This is a genomic window from Deinococcus marmoris (assembly GCF_001949125.1).
Classification (GTDB): domain Bacteria; phylum Deinococcota; class Deinococci; order Deinococcales; family Deinococcaceae; genus Deinococcus; species Deinococcus marmoris_A.
The window spans coordinates 1-16,164 of the sequence record NZ_MSTI01000177.1; the positions used below are offsets into that span (position 1 = coordinate 1).

Genomic DNA, 16,164 nt, shown 5'->3' on the forward strand with positions numbered 1-16,164 from the left:
GGAAGCGAGAATTTCCCGCTTTGTATCAGGGCATCGTGGGCACGCACCACGGTTCGCTGAACCGTGGCCTCATGGACACCCCAGTCCTGGCCGATGTGAAACAACGTGCGGTACTCGCGCCAGAACTCCAGCGTCATCAGGAGTTGCGCTCCCAAAGAGAGTGCAGGTGGCCGTCCAGATTTGACTTTGTTGGCATGGCGTTCTTGCAACACGGTCTCCATCTCTAGAAATGTTTCGGGGTACACACCAGTGCGACGGCGAAAACTCGTGCGATTTAGCTTCAGGGCCTGGTGATATTTTAGCGTGCCAACCATCCCCTACCCTAGCGCACGACTTTCGCAAGAGGTCTACTATGTAAAGTGCAACTCCTGAGTCATTTGCTCGGTCCTGCCAACGGAGTTGCACCATTCAAGCCTTCAATTTCAATGGCACGCTCATCTTCACCACCTGTAAACTTGACGACACTACCAGCAATCGGCTGACCAGTTGCCATAAAACGGTTTTTGCCTAAAGGAATCAGATCTACAGTAAAACGAACTCCTCGAAAACCAGATTCAAGCCTGAGCATGCGCTGGTCAATGACCTTGACCACAGTTGACTGAGGATCGGCCAAACTCTTGAAGGTACCAGCCAAGGCGCTCAACTCGTTAGGCTGGGGCCGATAAGTGCGGGCGGCCTGGCGGTCTGCGGCAATGCTGGCATTATCCTGACCCAGAACTTTGAGTTGGGCTTGTAGTACGGCTTCGACGTTAGGGCCAGAGCGTCCCAGCAAGACTTCAGCGATGTGCAGCCGCATCACATCCATAAACGTGTTGGCCTCCCCGATATTTGCCAGGATCACCACGCCCGCATGTTGTCCAGGAAGCAGGGTTACGCTGGCGGTCGCGCCAGTCACGTTACCAGCGTGCTGCACAATCTGCTCCCCCAGAAAGTTCTCGACGTTCCAGTAAAAGCCGTACTGTTCTTGTGTGACAAGTGGAGCAGGGACACGCACTGAATTTTTTGCCATTTTGCTTGCCAATTGAGCGATAACGCCCGGCAGATTGGAGTCAGGAGCAGCTATCTGACCCTTATGCATTTCGTTGAGACTGGCCTGCGAAAGCAAAGGTGAGCCAGTACCAAGTTGAAAAAGCATATAACGCGCCATTTCGGACGCACTGGCATTTACGGCCCCGGCCGCAGCGTCAGCTCCCAACGACAGATAGTCGATTGGTCTCGAGCCACCGTTCTTGACATCAAGTTCGTGCGGCGTGGCAATATCAGGCAGCAGTTTGAGCGCGTCAATCGACAGCGTCGCCGTGTTCATCCCGAGGGGTTGGAACACCCGCTGCTGGGTAAAGTTTGCCCACGACTGACCACTGACCCGTCTAATGATTTCCCCAGCAATGATCGCATTGACGTTGCTGTAGACAAATTTCTCACCAGGTTTTCCGACGAGAGGTGTAGTTGCCGCTGTGGCAATAATGTCTTTGACGGTTATCTTCGGATTAAATGTGGAGGCGTCGGTTCTGGTCAGGCCAGTGGTATGTGTCAGCAGGTTTCTCACCGTGACCGTCCGGGTTGATGCTGGGCTGGACAGCTTGAATTCGGGGATGTATGTGGTGACTGGCGCATCAAGGTTGACCAGGCCCTCATTGACCAGCACCATCATATCGAGCGCTGTGAATGATTTGGTAACCGAACCGATAGGAAACTGAGTATTCGGCGTGACTGGCGTACCTTTCGACACGTTGCGAACGCCGTACCCCTTGGCGTAGCTCACTTTTCCATTCTGGACGATGGCCAGTCCCACGCCAGGGACGCCATATTCTTTCATTATCTGATTTACGAAGGCGTCGAGTTGAACAGTATTGAGAGAAGGCCGAACAGCATGACTGATTGGTCTACCACCACCAGCCAGTAAGAAATTTGGGCTGTCAAACATGGATTGAGCCAGTGATCCCTGAGAGAAAAGATAGAGAGTAGCAAAAACGGATCTAGAAATTCTTTTAGCAAACATAAAAAACTCCCTGGTGAATTGATGGCCTATCAAAACATTTTGATAGGGTCTAGATGGATTAGACGGAGTGATGATCATCAATCGAACGTTGGTTTAATAGGACTAAAATGCGGAAGACATATTAGTTGGCCGATTAGAACTGCTTGCGCTGCTTATTCTGGCAATGATTGAAGCCAAAGATATTCACTACACAGCAGTGGCCGAGAGTTGCCATAATGACGCTTAAATAGCTTCCTCCATTTGTCAGATCGAGCGATCCTTCGGCAAGCATCCGCTATGTCTTCTGGATGTCGCCCATTCAGATTCCTTAACTGCATGGAGAACACTCGGCATCCAGTCAGACCGTAACGTCTGCTCAGGTGAGTGTCGCCGCATTGGGGCTGTTTGCCGTGCAGACCAGCACCGTGGTAAAAAGCAATGAAACAACAGGGGGCTTGAACAATCGTTCGAGCCTATGGACTTCTCGGGATGATACTTGATGCGAAGACATGCGAGTTCCGGGGGTTGTGATCCAACTGAGTTCATGCCATGTCTGGCAAACTTGTCAAGTGAATGGGCCAGTAAATAGTGCGGACGTCTCCGTCTGGATGCTATCTTCTGAATATGAGCTTCATTATGAAAATTAAAAGGCGAATATTAATAAAACTGCAAAATGGATTACACGCGATTGATCAGTCTCGCTTGCGCTTCTGAGCGAACCAAATTCTAGGCCCAAGCTGCTTTCCCAAAAGCTGGGTATCAGTGGCGGAAACTGGCCCAGATGACGGGCGCGAAAAGTGTCAGGCATTCAGGGCAAATACAACCGTTTCGAAGATGTTCTAAATTGAGATTTAGATGCCCCAAGCCGCTCCCCTGCCCATGCATACCATTCAGGCCAGCGCGCAGCAGCCGCTGATGGTACGGGCCGTGGCAATAGATCAACAACATCTGGAACGCCAGGCTGAGGCCCATCGGCACGACTTCTATGAATTGATGCTCTTCACGGCGGGCAGCGGACACCATCAGATTGGCGAACAGGTCATGACGGTGAGTCCTGGCGATCTGTTCCTGATTGCGCCGGGCGAGCGCCATGACGTTCGGAGTTTGCAGGGCAGCGTGCGCGGCTGGGTGGTGATTTTTCACGCGGATACGCTGGCGGCGAATAACTACACTGGACAACTCAGTCTGCCTCCCACGCATCTGGGAGGTGGATCTAGCCTGCCGGGAGAGCTATTGCTGCTGCCCTTTCTGGCAACGGACCCGCTGGGGAACGCCCTGCACTTTGAACTAGAAGACAGGCTCCCCAACTGGTTGGCCCGCATTGAGGCGCTGAGTGCGGAGATGACGGCGCAGCAAATCGGCTCGGAGCTGGCGGTTCAGGCACACCTGCATTTGCTGCTGATTGATCTGGCCCGTCTCGTGGCCCCCCGCCTCAGCACGTTGTCGGTGGCGGCACGCCCATTATTGGAGCGTGTTTTTTCACTGATAGAGGCTCGTTACCGGCAGCCCCTCTCTCTATCGGATATTGCCGCCGAAGTTCACCGCACGCCCGCTTACCTGACCCATCTTGTCAAGCAGCAAACTGGGCGCACGGTGCTGGAATGGATTCTGGAACGCCGTATTCGCGAGGCCCGCCATTTGCTACGCCGCAGCGACGACAGCGTGGAGCGCATCGCGCTGAGTGTGGGCTTTCAGGATGCCAGCTATTTTGCCCGGCAGTTCAAGCGGCGGAACCGCTTGAGTCCGCAGGCATGGCGACAGGCCAGCCAACTCAATGCCGAGCCATCAGGCCCCAAGATCTAAAGATCGTCCGTACTTTCCGAAGCATTCTTGCTGGGCAGAGCGGCCAGCCCTGCCTAACCTGTGGACAGCAGAAGAGTGCAGCCAGACGACACCACATCCAGCACCATCAAAACTCAGGTCTTCAGCCAACAGACACCTCAAAAGCCGAAATCCAACCCGCACAAAGGAGTGCCCCCATGACTGACCTGACCTTTACCGTCCTTGACCTCGACTTTCCAGTGGGCAGCCAGAACAAAACCGCCACCCTAATCACGGGTGAGCAGGACGCCATGCTTATCGATGCGGGTTTTACCCGTGCCGATGGACACCGCCTGGTCGCTGCCGTACTGGACAGCGGCAAGACACTTAAAAGCGTCTTTGTCAGTCACGCCGACCCCGACTTTTACTGGGGTCTGGAGGCTCTGGCCGATGCCTTTCCCAGCGTTGAAATTCTGGCTACGCCGCTCGTCGCCCAGCACATCGTGCAGGCTTATGATGGCAAACTCAAAGCCTGGAGTGCGCTTGGCCCCAATCTGCCCACCCGCCTGGTATCGATCACGCCCTGGGCTGGCCAGACCCTGAGGCTGGAAAGCCAGACGTTTGAACTCAGGGGCAGCCATGCGTTGCTGCCGGATCGGCATTACCTGTGGCAGCCCCAGCAGCGGGCCATCGTCGGCGGCGTGCTGCTGTTCCAGAACGAACATGTCTGGACGGCGGACACCGCAACCCCGGAGGAGCGGGCCGCCTGGATTGCACTGCTGGACGAGATGGACGCCCTGAATCCAGCCTTCGTCGTGCCAGGTCACCGCTTGCCTGGTCTGGAGCTGGACACCCAGGCGATTGCCTATACCCGTGACTACCTGCGGGCTTTTGAAGATGTGCTGGGCAGCGCCTCAGACGGGGCCGCTGCCACCCAGATGCTCACCGAGCGCTATCCCCAGGCGGGCATGTTGATCGCCGCCCAGATCGGGCCGAAGGTCGCCAAGGGTGAGATGAAATGGGGCTGATAGAGGAAACCGCCCCGCACGACTCGCCGCGCTCGGTGGTGCGCCGCCAGTACCTCGCCAGCGCCGCAGGCGACCTGGAAGCTTTGCGGGCCACCCTCGCACCAGACGTGGAGTGGACGGAGATGGCCGGGTTTCCGCTAGCCGGAACCTACCGTACCCCCATAGGCGTGACGACGGGCGTCATGGAAGTGCTGGGCAAAGACTGGCAGGACTGGACAGCCCACGACGATACTTATGTTGTGGAGGGCGAAAACGTCGTAGTGCTGGCCCGCTACACTGCCACCCACCGGGCCACAGGCAAGGCGCTGAAGGTGCGGGTGGCCCACCATTTTGTCGTGCGCGGCGGCCTGATCGTGCGCTTTGAGCAGTTCGTGGACACCGCCTTGGTGCGTGACGCTGCAAGTTGAGCAGTACCAGCGGATCATATATGAATTTAGGCTGTGCGCTGGAACGCCCTGACAACGGTGATGAGGCCCAGCCGAACGTCTGCTGAACCCGGCGTATACTTCGCCACTTTTGCGAGCGCCGACCCTTGTAAAGCGGACTTCAATCACCTCTTCCAGGCAAGGGTGGAGGTATTCCAGAGCTTTTCTGAAGTGGACTTGCCCCGGTTTTGCAGTTCTTCCATTGATGTGCGAGAGGCGCAAACCCGTGACTTCAGTCGTGGGTAAGCCCCTCTCGCCCTGAAGGGGCGACGGAAAGCGGAGGTTGGGGGGATCACTACGGGCCAGCATCACCAGCTTGGCCTCAATGTTTCCCGTGATCTTCGGTGGGGCTCCGCTCCGGGGCCGCTCGTGAAGAGCGGCCTCCAAGCCCTCCAACACATAACGCCGACAGATTCGGCTGATCCGGTCCGTGTCACAGTGCAGCACCTTGCTGATGACCTGGTAAGTCTGGCGCTCACCCGTGCTGCGATCTGCCATCAGAAGAATGCGTGCTCTCGTCAGCGTGCGGGCCGCACACGTTCCCCGGTCCACCAGTTGTAGAAGCTTGGCCCGCTCATTGGGTTCAAGGTCCACGCGAAGTTGCTATCCCATTCCTCAGTTTGCCTCAAAGCCGTGAAACTTGCTTAGCTAGGCACTAGCGAAGGAACAGAAATCCGCCCTTGGCACCCAGGTCACGATTCAATTTGCTCAAAGTACGCCTGCACGGTATCGGGATCGCGCAGGGGACGCAGTTGGCCCTAGGCAATCTCCTTGGGCAGTTTGAATTCGTAGGTTCCCAGCATGCGGATATGCCCGTGCGGCAGCGGCGTCAGGCGGGAGATGTCCTGTTCGTTCTCGATCTTCCGGGCCTGCCGCAAGTCGTCGAAGGCGACGCCCATGTACCGCGTGTTCCACAGCACGACAGCGTTGACCACCAGCCCCAGCGCGCCCAGTTGATCTTCCATGCCTTCCCTGTACTTCTGCCGGAGTTCGTCCTTTCGTCCGTGGAAGACGGCCCGGCCCACGCCGTGCCGCTGCTCGCTCCGGTTGATCTGCCGCAGGATGCGCCGTCGATACGCTTCATCCCCGACGTAATTCAACAGACACAGGGTCTTCTCAACGCGGTCAAACTCCGCGATGGCCCGGCCCAGACCCGACAGGCTGCCGCCGCGCTGCAAGGTCCGCATCACCGCTGTGGCCTTGACCTTGCCCAGCTTGAGTGATCCGGCCAAGCGCAGCACGTCCTCCCAGTGGGCGGCGATCAGCCGCTCATCGACAACGTGACGGCTCAGGTCATCCAACGCGCCGTGATCGGCCTCGCGGTCCAGTCTCCAGAAGCGCTGATCGGGCAGATCGGCGAGGCGGGGGCTGAAGCGGTAGCCCAGCAGCGCGAACAACCCGAACACCACGTCGCTGGAGCCGTGCGTGTCGGCCATGATCTCGCGGGGGTCCAGGCGGGTCTGCTGTTCCAGCAGGCCCGCCAGAATGAACAGCGAGTCGCGCAACGTCCCCAGAATCACCATGCCATGAAAGCTAGTGAACTGATCGCTGGTGAAGTTGTGGTACGTCACGCTGCGCTGGGAGCCGAAATACTTGCGGTTTTATCCGGCGTGCAGGGTTGTCACCGGCACGACGAAGCGCAGCCCATCGGCAGACGCCACTTCACCTCCGCCCCAGGTGTGCGCCAGCGGCAGGGCGAACTGGGCGTCCACCAGGCGGGCATTGGCTGCCGTGATGGTCTCGGCCCGGACGTAGTTCTGCTGCACCTACGACAGGCGCGACAGGGTGAGTGCCCGAACCTCCGGCGCGGCCACCGCCGCCAGACCGATGTTGCACGCCTGGGCCGGCAGCACCGCCGTGACACTCAGGGGCAGATCCTGCAAGGTGGAGGTGCCATCGGTGACGAGCGTTTCCGCACACTCCGATGTGTGCAAGTTGTCATCTCTCCCGCCGACTCCTCCATCAGGACCACTGCTGGTGGGTGGCGCTCATCAGGAACAGCGCAGCGACGAACGTCAGCACCGCCAGTCCCAGTGGACCAAACGATTTGGCCGCGTCATGGAGCTGAAAGCCGATCACGGCGTTTCCCAGTTGAATCAGCGTCATCACGGCGGACAGGGCCAGCAGTGCCTGCGGCGACCGAAAGCGCCCCACACTCAGGATCACCACCAACAGCGCGAAGCTCCGGGACGCCGCGTAATGCGTGTAAATGACCTTGCCCTGATAAATGATCTTGGTAGGAACAGCTTTAAGGTGAATATCTTTTTTCATATGTGTGTGCTTCCATCCGCCACGTCTCTGGTGCGTAGCGGGCAATCTCAAGGGTATACACCCGCGCGGGGCGTGGCGGGAAGGATTGAATTTGGGATAGCAAACCGGGACACTTGACATTTCTCAGCTTGTAATTATAATACTTACAAGGTTCGGGAGGGCCAAGAGATGAACAGTGAATATTCTATCGCCGTGCATATTCTGTCGCTGCTGAACCGGGGCGACGGGCCTCACAGCTCCGAGTACATTGCGGGCAGTGTGGGGGTCAATCCGGTGGTGGTTCGCAGCGTGACCGGAAGGTTGCGGCGTGCGGGATTGCTGCACACCCAGCGCGGCGTCACCGGCGCAACCCTGACCCGCCGCGCCGATCAAATCACCCTGCTGGACGTGTACCGCGCTGTGGATGCGCCTCAGTCCATGCTCAAGGTTCACCAGAAGCCCAATCCCAACTGTCCAGTGGGGGCCAACATCCAGTGCGTGTTGGACGACGTATTTTCCCAGGCTCAGGCCGCGCTGGAAAGCCGACTTGAGCAGGTCACGTTAGCGGAGATCACGAGCGCTCTTCACGAGAAAGCCAGCTAGACTTTCCAGTCTTTTGCCCCAGATGTAATAAAATATCTTACATCTCGTCAACTCGCCCTCTCGTCGCCCATTCAGCGCATGCACCCAAGGAGTTCTATGATCGCCATCACCGGAGCCACCGGCCACCTCGGCCAACTGACTATCGCCGCCCTGCTGGAACGCGGAACGCCCGCCAGCGAAATCGTCGCGCTTGTCCGCGATCCCGCGAAAGCTTCCGCGTTGGCCGCAAAGGGCGTGCAGATTCGCCAGGCCGATTACACGCAGCCCGATACCCTGGATGCCGCCCTACAAGGTATTGACAAGCTGCTGCTGATCTCGTCCAACGATGTGGCAGACCGCGCCACCCCGCAACGCAACGTGGTGGACGCGGCCCAGGCTACCGGAGTCAAATTGCTGGCCTACACCAGCATTCTGCGTGCAGACACGGCCACGATGAAGCTGGCCGCAGACCACCAGGACACCGAGGCAGCCATCCGTGAGTTGGGCATTCCCTTTGTATTCCTTCGCAACAGTTGGTATATGGAAAATTACAACGTGGCGCAGGCCGCGCAATACGGCACCCTGCCCGGCAGCGCGGGGAACGGGCAGATCAGCGCCGCGAGCCGGGCCGATTATGCGGCGGCGGCGGCAGCCGTGTTGACCCTGCCAGACCAGGAAAACACCATCTATGAACTGGGCGGAGACACGGCCTTTACCCTGGATGAACTGGTGGCCGAGATTGCCGCCCAGAGTGGCCGTCCGGTGACGTACCAGAATCTTCCTGAAGACGCTTACGCCGAGATGCTGATGGGCTTCGGTGTGCCTGCCCCGCTGGCGCTTAAGCTGGCCGACGCCGATTCCAACGCGCAGCATGGCGAGCTGTACACCGACAGCGGCGACCTGAGCCGCCTGATCGGACGACCCACCACGACGCTGAGAGGCGCTGTTGCGGCGGGTTTGGCGGGCTGAGCTAACAGGCGGGGGCAGACGCTTCTTCGGAAAAGGTCTAGCTACACATCCGCTGCACTGGATTTCATTTGACGCTCAAATGTAATACAGATTCCAAGAGCGGATTTCTGTTCCGATGTTAGTCAGACCCCACCTACCAACGCCCTGAACGTGCCAACCCTTGACGGTCCCCCCAAATGACGGCCAGGAACAGGGCGTTCACATCCGTGCGGCCCAGTTTCCAATTGGTGCGGTCAATGGCGAACTCGCGCTTTTTGGTGTCAGGGAGCAGAGTCAGGACCAGACGGGCCACATCGGTGGGGCAGAGGGGATGCCTGTCGGAGAATCGTTCGATCTTGCGGACGACTGAAGTTGTTTGAGCGTTGCCCCCACAACGCTCAGCCAGTGCAGCGTGGCGAATGTCTTTTGCCCCGATCAGCGCCAGGACAAGCAGGGTGAGCAACTTGATCTGGTTTTTCCGTTATTCAGGGAAGTGGGCGATGAGGCACAGAATCAATGATTTCAAGGCAGCAGGAGACGCGCTCTGTTCTCGCGTACTGGACGACGGATCTCAAGCCCCCCTAAAAAGTGTCGGGTACTGAGGCAGGCCGGGATGCAGGGGCGGCTCACTGACCGTCAACTGCTGTGGATCGACCTGATCGTCCCAGGCCAGGATGAGATTCAACAGGTTCGCGGGGTGATCGATCTCCACCGGGAGAGCTTCCAGACCTTACTTGATCCTTCCCAAAAGCCCAGATTAGACCAGTTTGGAAGCTATTTTCAGGTCACGGTGGTTGCCGTGGAGGCCAGAGACGAGCAGCAACAGGTGCAATCGGTGTCACTGGTCTTTGTGGTGGGAGAGAATTATCTGGTGACATCTCACGCCGTCCCCCTCCAGTTCCTGAATGAGTTCGCGGGCCGGGTCCGCACCGACAGTGATCTGGGGACGCTCGATTCGACTGGCCTGCTCGCTGCGCTCTTGGACGGACACCTGAACGGCTACTTCCAGATTCTTGAAGACCTGGAAGAGACCGTAGACGGCCTGGACGAGGACATTTTGATGCGTCCCCTCGAACGCGATTTTCTGACAACCCTGTCGAGCTGCGCAGCCGTGTCAGTCATATGCGTCACCTCCTGGCCCCACATCAGGACGTCTTCCCAGTGTTGGCCCAGCCGGATTTTCAGGGGGTGGAGGGGCGCAAAGCCGAGCCGAAGTTCAGCCCGCTTGAGGGACGCTTTGAGCGTACGATGGACGCTACCCAGCTTGCCCGCGAGGTGGTGCTGGGTTCCTTCGATCTGTACATGGCAGGCATGAGCCGCAAGACCAACGACGCGGTGCAGATATTGACTATCGTGACAGTGGGACTGGGCGTCGTGAGCGCGGTAGCAGGCGCTATGGGAACCAATTTCAACCTAGGATTCTTCAAATCCGGCACTCCAGGCTTCATATTGATGTTGTTAGGTATGACGGTTTTGGTCGCTCTGACGCTGCTGATTGCCCGCCGTCGACATTTGATTTAGTCCAGCGTTAAGCGTTAAAAACAGGGTCAGGTGGGCTGTGAGGGTGACCCGGTTTTGCAGGGCAGACCCGAGATCAGGATGCGTCCAATCGCGCCAGCCTGGAGCTGCCGCACGGCCTTTGCCGCCGCTGGATTCATGCGGGCCTGCACACCAACTGGCGGCGGCGGTCTCCTTGGTCTGGGCGGTGACGACGTCCACCGGCCACTCGGTCAGCACACGCTTTCCAGCGTTCAGACCGGCGAGCAGCAACTCGTGGTGTGTAAGGACAGATGAGGCCACCGTCACGAGATCAATATCCGGGTCGGCAATCAAGGCGTCGGCCTCGGCGCGTGGCACTCCGAAGGCGGCTGCGTCTGCGGAGGTTTGGTTGTGGGTGGCAACGGCCACGAGTTCCAGGCCAGCCAGCGCCTGAATAGCGGGCACATAGGCCTCTGCTGCCCAGCCGCGCTCCGCATTGACGCCTATGATGCCGATATTACGCATCTTGGTCATGGAGAAATCTCCTTGGAGGGGAACAAGGTCAAAGCTCCCCTGGCTCAGCTTCCAATCGGACGCTTAATTGTGTTTGCCCGGCGCAATGATGATCTTGCCATCGCTGGCATGTTCCTGTTGCTTTTTGATCGCCTCCACAGCGTCCTCTAGCCCTATCCGCGCACTCACCTTCGTCTGCAAATCGGTGGCGACGCGCCGCTGGATCTGATCGGTTCGCAGCGCCAGTTCGGCACTGCTCAAATTGCGGCGGTAGGTGGTCAGATAAAAGCCAGAGACGTGTCCATCCCGGTAGACCAGATCGCTTGGCGACACCGTGACGCTCTGACCGCCCAGCACGCCATAGACGAGTACCGTGCTGTGTTCGGGCATGGCCGCCAGCAGCCGTCCCGAGAGTTCGCCTCCCACCGCGTCAAAAGCCATCGTCGCCCCCAGGGTCTCGCAGCGTTGCCTGAGCTGGTCTTCAAAGTCAGCGGCCTCGCTATTCAGGACGTGTTCGGCACCATTTTCCTGGAGCATCTTCACCTGCTCGCCCCGCCGCACGATATTGATGACCGGAATTCCTGCGCTGGTGGCAAGTGTCTGCACCATTGTGCCCACCGCACTGGCCGCCGCCGTCTGCACCACGGCCCGGTGCTGGCCGTTTTGTGCCTGCTCCACCAGACCCCAGGCAGTAAAGGGATTGATGAACAGCATCGCACCCTGGTCGAAGTTGACCGCTTCCTGGAGCGGCAGACAGAATTTAGCGTCCAGGGCAACATACTCGGCCCAGGTACCATCGCCCTTTGACTGCACGACGCAGGAGACGCGCTGTCCCATCAGCCGCTCGGCGTCCGCTCCGTTGCCCGCCACCACCACACCGCTCCCCTCGAAGCCGGCAGTGGTGGGCAGGGGACGACGAAAGCCGTAGCTGCCCTGCATAAATTCAAGGTCAGAGGGATTCACAGCCGCCGACTCCACCCGCACCAGGACCTGACCGGGGGCGGGGGACGGCACCGGCTTCTCGGTCAACTTGAGGGCGTCCAGGCCGTCGTAGCTGGACAGTTCGAGGGCCTGCATAGTGGCCGGTAGAGTTGAGGAAGGATTGTTAGACATGCTGGGTCTCCTGAAGGCGTCTGAGAGCGGGGAAAAGGTGACTGGACAGCTTCCAGTCCATCACGGTCTGGTGGTTAATCGGCACCCCCTGGCATGGTTAGCACCACTTTGCCCACATGTCCGCCGTCCTCCACACGTTGCTGCGCGGCTCCCGCGTCCGCGAGCGCGAAGGTCTGATCCACCTGCGGCCTGACCTGACCACCCGTGATCCAGGGCCAGACCACCCGCTCCACCTCCTGGGCGAGGGCCGCTTTCTCGTCGCCCGAGCGTCCACGCAAGGTGGAGCCAGTGACCACCGCCTGCTTTTGCATCAGCGCCATCACCGGCAGCGTCACGTCGTTGCCGCCCAGACTGGCGATGAACACGATCCGCCCCCGGCGCTTCAGGGCCGCCAAATTGCCCGCAAAATAACTGGCCCCCACCATGTCCAGCACCACGTCCACGCCGCCCGCCTGCTGGGCCACCTCTGCGAAATCCTCAGCAGTCGTGTCCACCACGGTGTCGGCCCCCAGCGCCCGCGCAGTTTCGGCTTTCGCGGCCCCACGAGCGGTGGCAATGACCCTGGCCCCTGCCGCTCGGGCCATCTGAATGGCCGTGACCCCAATGCCGGAAGTTGCCCCATGCACCATGAAGGTCTCGCCCGCCTTCAATCCACCTGCGTCAAACACATTGGCGTACACGGTGAACACGGTTTCGGGCAGGCTCGCGGCCTCCACAAAGCTCAGGCCCGCTGGAATGGGCAAAGCGTGGCGGGCGTCACATATGGCGTACTCGGCGTAACCGCCGCCGCCCAGCAGCGCACACACCCGGTCTCCCACCTGCCAGCGGCCTGCCGCAACCAGCACCTCGCCCGCGACTTCCAGCCCCAGCGTGGCCGGTGCGCCGGGGGGCGGCGGATAGAACCCCAGGCGCTGAAAGATGTCGGGCCGATTGATCCCGGCAGCAGCGACTTTGATCAGGATTTGCCCTTCGCCGGGGGTAGGCACCGCCAGGCTCTCCAGATGAAGCGCGGAGGCGGGTCCGCTGCCCCCCTGAATGGCGATGGCCTGCATGGACTCTGGAATAGTGGTCATGGTGAACTCCTTTGGGTTGAGTGGGCGAGCGGATGTGGGCGGCTGGCTATGGTATGGGTCATCATCTTGTCAGCTCTTTTTGCGCTGTGACAGGACGGACCATCACACGCGCATTGCCCGGCAACAGGAACACCAGCCCGAAGCACAGCGCATAGGCCGCCAGTTGAAACCGCAGGGTGAACAGCAGCGCGGACAGAAAAGCCTCGCGCCGAACCTCAATGGCCGCTGCCGTCAGGGCCGTCCCCACGGGCTTGACCAGATTGGCAGGCAGCGCAGCGCCCGAAGGCTGGCAACTTACGGGAACCACGTTCAGATCAGCCTGATTGAAGCGGTCATGCACGCAGGCAGTGAAACCTGCGGTAATCCCCTCCACAGCGGAGGCCGGGAGCTTGGTGGCCCGCAGCGTCTGCGTCAGGCCCGGTTGAAGTTTTGCGCCCACCGTGTCCGCGCTGGTTCCGAGGTGACTGAACAGCAGCACACCAATAATGGCGACGCCCAGAGCACTGCCTACCTGCTGCACCGTCGCCAGCACGCCGGAGGCACTGCCCGCGTTGGCCGGATTGATGCGCGACAGGATCACGGTCTGGAGTGGCCCAATCACGAAGCCAAAGCCCAGCCCGCTGACGATTAACGCCGGAATCAGCTCGTAGCCCTGATAGTTCAGAACCGTGGCGTTCAGGGTCAGCAAAATGCCCATCAGGCCAACCATCAGCAGCGCCGTTCCCAGCAACAGGATGGAGCGGCCCAGCCGTGCGCTCAGCCGGGCCGACAGCAGCGAGGCAACGACGATGGCAAACTGATAGCTGATCAGCAGCAGCGCGGCCTGTGTCGGGCCGTAACCCAGCCCGGCCTGAAAAAACAGGCTCATCGCCACGAAATAGGACAGCACGCTGCTCTGGAACACGAAGGCGATCAATGCGCCCACCGCGAAGGACCGGTCACTAAACATGCCCAGTTGCACCAGCGGCGTCTTTCCACGGGCCATCAGGCGGCGCTGATACGCCACGAACACGCCCAGGGTCACCACGCTCAGCGCCAGCATCGTCAGCAGCCAGATGGGCCAGCCTTGATCGCGGCCCTCAATGACCGGGTAGATCAGCAGCACCAGCGCCAGCGAGAGCAGCGCCACGCCCGGCACGTCCAGGCCGCGTGCCTGTTCGGATTTTGATTCGGGCAACACCCGCGCGGCCCACAGCAGCGCCAGCAGGCCAATGGGCACGTTGACCAGAAAGATCGGACGCCACAGCGAACCGAACAGATTGGCGTCAATGAGCAGGCCGCCCAGCAGTGGCCCGGCGATGATGCCCAGGCCGATGATGGTGCCTTGCAAACCGAAAGCGCGGGCGCGCTCGGGGCCGGGAAACAGCACCTGAATAAAGCTCGCCACCTGCGGAAACAGCAGCGCCGCCGCCAGGCCCTGCAACACCCGGAAGGCGATCAGCGTGAGCGGTGACCACGCCAGACCGCACAGCGCCGAGGTCAGCGTGAAGGCGGCCAGACCCAGCAGGAACAGGCGGCGGCGGCCATACAGGTCGCCCAGCCGCCCCCCGGTGATCAGCAGCACACCGTAGCCGACAGCATACCCGGTCAGTACGAACTGAACCTGCGCCGAGCTGGCCCCCAGGTCACGCTGCAAGGTCGCCAGACCGTTGGTGACGATACTGGTGTCCAGCAGCACCATAAACAGCGCTAGGAGCAGAACAGCCAGCGCCCGCCAGCGGGCCGGGTCAAGCGGGTGGGCCTCGGGCGGTAGGTGGACGGTGGGTGCGCTCATAACTGCTCCTCTGAAACTCAATATTATGTTACTTTTAACATATGTTTGATTCAGCATAGTCAAAACGATGGGTATATGTCAAGATAGACCTATGTCTGCCCGTGACAAAGCCATTTCCAGCACGCTCGGCTACGCCCTGCTGGGGCTGCTGGCGCGCGAGGAGCGTTCGGGCTATGACCTGACGCAGGCGCTGAAAAATCCGGTGGGGTACTTCTGGTTCGCCCAGCACAGCCAGGTGTACCCGGAACTGGCCCGCCTGGAGACGGCGGGGCTGGTGGCGCACACGCTCATTGAGCAGGCTGACCGGCCTGACAAGAAGGTTTACCGACTCACAGATATGGGGCGGGCCGCCCTGAGCGCCTGGTTGAACGCCGACACGGAACTGCCCCGCAAGCGCGACGAGCTGGTGCTCAAAGCGTATTCCATCTGGCTGGCCGATCCCGCCGCCGCCGCCCGGATGATGCGCGAACACGCCCAGACCCACGCCGCCCACTTGGCCGAGTTCCAGTCGGGCCTGAGCAATCTGGAGGGAGAGGCGGGAGCCGCCCTGTGGCAGCCGGACTCTCCGTGGTTTGGTGTTCATGCCGTGCTGCGGCGCGGAATCGGCTACGAACGTGAGTATTCCGAGTGGTGCGAATGGCTGGCACAGTGCCTTGAGGGAACGGAGAAAGGTTCACCCTGATGGCCTGGCAGAGCCACTCTACACCCCGTTTAGGGCTTGAGTCAGAGTAGATTTTTCCGCACCCAGACGGTAAAAAGTGAGACGATATGGCTAGATATCGTCTCCACCATAATTTAGGCCGTCGCCGCAATATTCGCACTCTCCACCGCTGAGCCAGAAAGAACTTCAGCGATCAAAAAAAGTGCCACCAACAGAACGTGGGGTCTGATACGGACTCCGATTAAATCTTGTAGACTGTCCAGATCAAAAAATTCTTCTCTTCCATCCAACTCCAGCACTCCGCTGACGACTTCTGGGCCATTTATCGGGCCAGTACCTGCGCTGTGGAGCGGCGCAGAGCGCAGTTCTTTGCCTTCCTTGCGGAAGGCAGAACAGAAACTGAGCTTTTGGAACTGACCAAATACTCCGTCTCTGGGGCGCGTCACATTTTGCAGCGGTATCACACCCTGGGGCTGGACGGTTTAGGGGATGGCCGGGCGCACAACCAGGGCGCACCCACGGTGCTGAGTCCAGACGAACAACAGCAGCTTGCTGTCCACCTGCGACACGATTTTGATC

At 59.7% G+C, this 16,164-nt stretch carries 14 protein-coding genes and 3 pseudogenes; 7 read left to right on the forward strand and 10 right to left on the reverse strand.

The features are described 5' to 3' along the window. The coding region (locus BOO71_RS28950) for a helix-turn-helix domain-containing protein (RefSeq protein ID WP_254843293.1) at positions 1-221 on the reverse strand (221 nt) is incomplete at its 3' end. A 152-nt stretch (positions 222-373) separates the two neighbouring features. Further along, positions 374-2,077: a serine hydrolase domain-containing protein gene (locus tag BOO71_RS25040; RefSeq protein WP_083653824.1), complete on the reverse strand. Its 1,704-nt coding sequence runs from the start codon at positions 2,075-2,077 to the stop codon at positions 374-376. Positions 2,078-2,833: 756 nt separating this feature from the next. Here BOO71_RS25040 and BOO71_RS25045 point away from each other — a divergent pair. From BOO71_RS25045 to BOO71_RS25055, 3 genes are all read left to right on the forward strand, one after another. Continuing rightward, positions 2,834-3,781: an AraC family transcriptional regulator gene (locus tag BOO71_RS25045; RefSeq protein ID WP_075836955.1), complete on the forward strand. Its 948-nt coding sequence runs from the start codon at positions 2,834-2,836 to the stop codon at positions 3,779-3,781. 176 nt (positions 3,782-3,957) lie between these two features. Then, a complete protein-coding gene (locus BOO71_RS25050; RefSeq protein WP_075836956.1) occupies positions 3,958-4,767 on the forward strand; it encodes an MBL fold metallo-hydrolase in 810 nt (269 codons plus the stop codon). After that, the gene (locus BOO71_RS25055; RefSeq protein ID WP_075836957.1) at positions 4,758-5,174 is read left to right on the forward strand and encodes a nuclear transport factor 2 family protein; all 417 of its coding nucleotides are present in this window, start codon (positions 4,758-4,760) and stop codon (positions 5,172-5,174) included. The genes BOO71_RS25050 and BOO71_RS25055 overlap by 10 nt, the downstream gene beginning before the upstream one ends. A 306-nt stretch (positions 5,175-5,480) precedes the next feature. Here the strand turns inward: BOO71_RS25055 and BOO71_RS29240 are convergent. The 3 genes and pseudogenes from BOO71_RS29240 to BOO71_RS25070 all read right to left on the reverse strand — a co-directional run. Further along, positions 5,481-5,786, reverse strand: a pseudogene (locus BOO71_RS29240) (helix-turn-helix domain-containing protein); the annotation flags it as partial. Positions 5,787-5,953: 167 nt separating this feature from the next. Then, positions 5,954-7,108: pseudogene (locus BOO71_RS25065) on the reverse strand (transposase); the annotation flags it as partial. Between the two features lie 46 nt (positions 7,109-7,154). Beyond that, on the reverse strand, positions 7,155-7,463 hold the full coding sequence (locus BOO71_RS25070; RefSeq protein WP_075836958.1) for a hypothetical protein: 309 nt from the start codon (positions 7,461-7,463) through the stop codon (positions 7,155-7,157). A 168-nt stretch (positions 7,464-7,631) separates the two neighbouring features. Between BOO71_RS25070 and BOO71_RS25075 the strand changes: the two genes are divergently transcribed. The 3 genes and pseudogenes from BOO71_RS25075 to BOO71_RS29245 all read left to right on the forward strand — a co-directional run bounded on the left by BOO71_RS25075 (position 7,632) and on the right by BOO71_RS29245 (position 10,493). Beyond that, positions 7,632-8,045 (forward strand): Rrf2 family transcriptional regulator, encoded by a 414-nt coding sequence (locus BOO71_RS25075; protein ID WP_075836959.1) that lies wholly within the window; start codon positions 7,632-7,634, stop codon positions 8,043-8,045. A 96-nt stretch (positions 8,046-8,141) separates the two neighbouring features. Next, entirely contained in the window at positions 8,142-8,993 is an 852-nt protein-coding gene (locus BOO71_RS25080) for an SDR family oxidoreductase (protein WP_139323196.1), read from the forward strand. 592 nt (positions 8,994-9,585) lie between these two features. Continuing rightward, positions 9,586-10,493: pseudogene (locus tag BOO71_RS29245) on the forward strand (magnesium transporter CorA family protein). Here the strand turns inward: BOO71_RS29245 and BOO71_RS25100 are convergent. The 4 genes from BOO71_RS25100 to BOO71_RS25115 all read right to left on the reverse strand — a co-directional run bounded on the left by BOO71_RS25100 (position 10,431) and on the right by BOO71_RS25115 (position 14,924). Beyond that, positions 10,431-10,985: a Gfo/Idh/MocA family protein gene (locus BOO71_RS25100; protein WP_075836964.1), complete on the reverse strand. Its 555-nt coding sequence runs from the start codon at positions 10,983-10,985 to the stop codon at positions 10,431-10,433. The pseudogene BOO71_RS29245 and the gene BOO71_RS25100 sit on opposite strands and share 63 nt — an antisense overlap. Positions 10,986-11,048: 63 nt before the next feature. Next, positions 11,049-12,077: a zinc-binding dehydrogenase gene (locus BOO71_RS25105; RefSeq protein ID WP_083653825.1), complete on the reverse strand. Its 1,029-nt coding sequence runs from the start codon at positions 12,075-12,077 to the stop codon at positions 11,049-11,051. 74 nt (positions 12,078-12,151) lie between these two features. Next, positions 12,152-13,150 (reverse strand): NAD(P)H-quinone oxidoreductase, encoded by a 999-nt coding sequence (locus BOO71_RS25110; RefSeq protein ID WP_075836966.1) that lies wholly within the window; start codon positions 13,148-13,150, stop codon positions 12,152-12,154. A gap of 61 nt (positions 13,151-13,211) precedes the next feature. Then, entirely contained in the window at positions 13,212-14,924 is a 1,713-nt protein-coding gene (locus tag BOO71_RS25115; protein WP_075836967.1) for an MFS transporter, read from the reverse strand. A gap of 91 nt (positions 14,925-15,015) precedes the next feature. Here BOO71_RS25115 and BOO71_RS25120 point away from each other — a divergent pair, with 91 nt between their 5' ends. Then, complete coding sequence (locus BOO71_RS25120; RefSeq protein WP_075836968.1) at positions 15,016-15,606, forward strand: PadR family transcriptional regulator; 591 nt, start codon at positions 15,016-15,018, stop codon at positions 15,604-15,606. Positions 15,607-15,719: 113 nt separating this feature from the next. On the opposite strand, the gene BOO71_RS27420 is transcribed toward BOO71_RS25120, so the two are convergent. After that, positions 15,720-16,049 carry a hypothetical protein gene (locus BOO71_RS27420; protein ID WP_139323197.1) on the reverse strand — a complete coding sequence of 110 codons (330 nt, stop codon included), beginning with the start codon at positions 16,047-16,049 and terminating at the stop codon, positions 15,720-15,722. Positions 16,050-16,164: the final 115 nt, after the last annotated feature.

Excerpts from the sequence above, each read along its gene's own strand:
- BOO71_RS25050 (WP_075836956.1), top strand. The coding sequence starts at position 3,958 with ATGACTGACCTGACCTTTACCGTCCTTGACCTCGACTTTCCAGTGGGC.
- BOO71_RS25105 (WP_083653825.1), bottom strand. The coding sequence starts at position 12,077 with ATGTCTAACAATCCTTCCTCAACTCTACCGGCCACTATGCAGGCCCTC.
- BOO71_RS25040 (WP_083653824.1), bottom strand. The coding sequence starts at position 2,077 with ATGATCATCACTCCGTCTAATCCATCTAGACCCTATCAAAATGTTTTG.
- BOO71_RS25120 (WP_075836968.1), top strand. The coding sequence starts at position 15,016 with ATGTCTGCCCGTGACAAAGCCATTTCCAGCACGCTCGGCTACGCCCTG.
- BOO71_RS25115 (WP_075836967.1), bottom strand. The coding sequence starts at position 14,924 with ATGAGCGCACCCACCGTCCACCTACCGCCCGAGGCCCACCCGCTTGAC.
- BOO71_RS25075 (WP_075836959.1), top strand. The coding sequence starts at position 7,632 with ATGAACAGTGAATATTCTATCGCCGTGCATATTCTGTCGCTGCTGAAC.
- BOO71_RS25055 (WP_075836957.1), top strand. The coding sequence starts at position 4,758 with ATGGGGCTGATAGAGGAAACCGCCCCGCACGACTCGCCGCGCTCGGTG.
- BOO71_RS25045 (WP_075836955.1), top strand. The coding sequence starts at position 2,834 with ATGCCCCAAGCCGCTCCCCTGCCCATGCATACCATTCAGGCCAGCGCG.
- BOO71_RS25080 (WP_139323196.1), top strand. The coding sequence starts at position 8,142 with ATGATCGCCATCACCGGAGCCACCGGCCACCTCGGCCAACTGACTATC.
- BOO71_RS25110 (WP_075836966.1), bottom strand. The coding sequence starts at position 13,150 with ATGACCACTATTCCAGAGTCCATGCAGGCCATCGCCATTCAGGGGGGC.
- BOO71_RS25070 (WP_075836958.1), bottom strand. The coding sequence starts at position 7,463 with ATGAAAAAAGATATTCACCTTAAAGCTGTTCCTACCAAGATCATTTAT.
- BOO71_RS25100 (WP_075836964.1), bottom strand. The coding sequence starts at position 10,985 with ATGACCAAGATGCGTAATATCGGCATCATAGGCGTCAATGCGGAGCGC.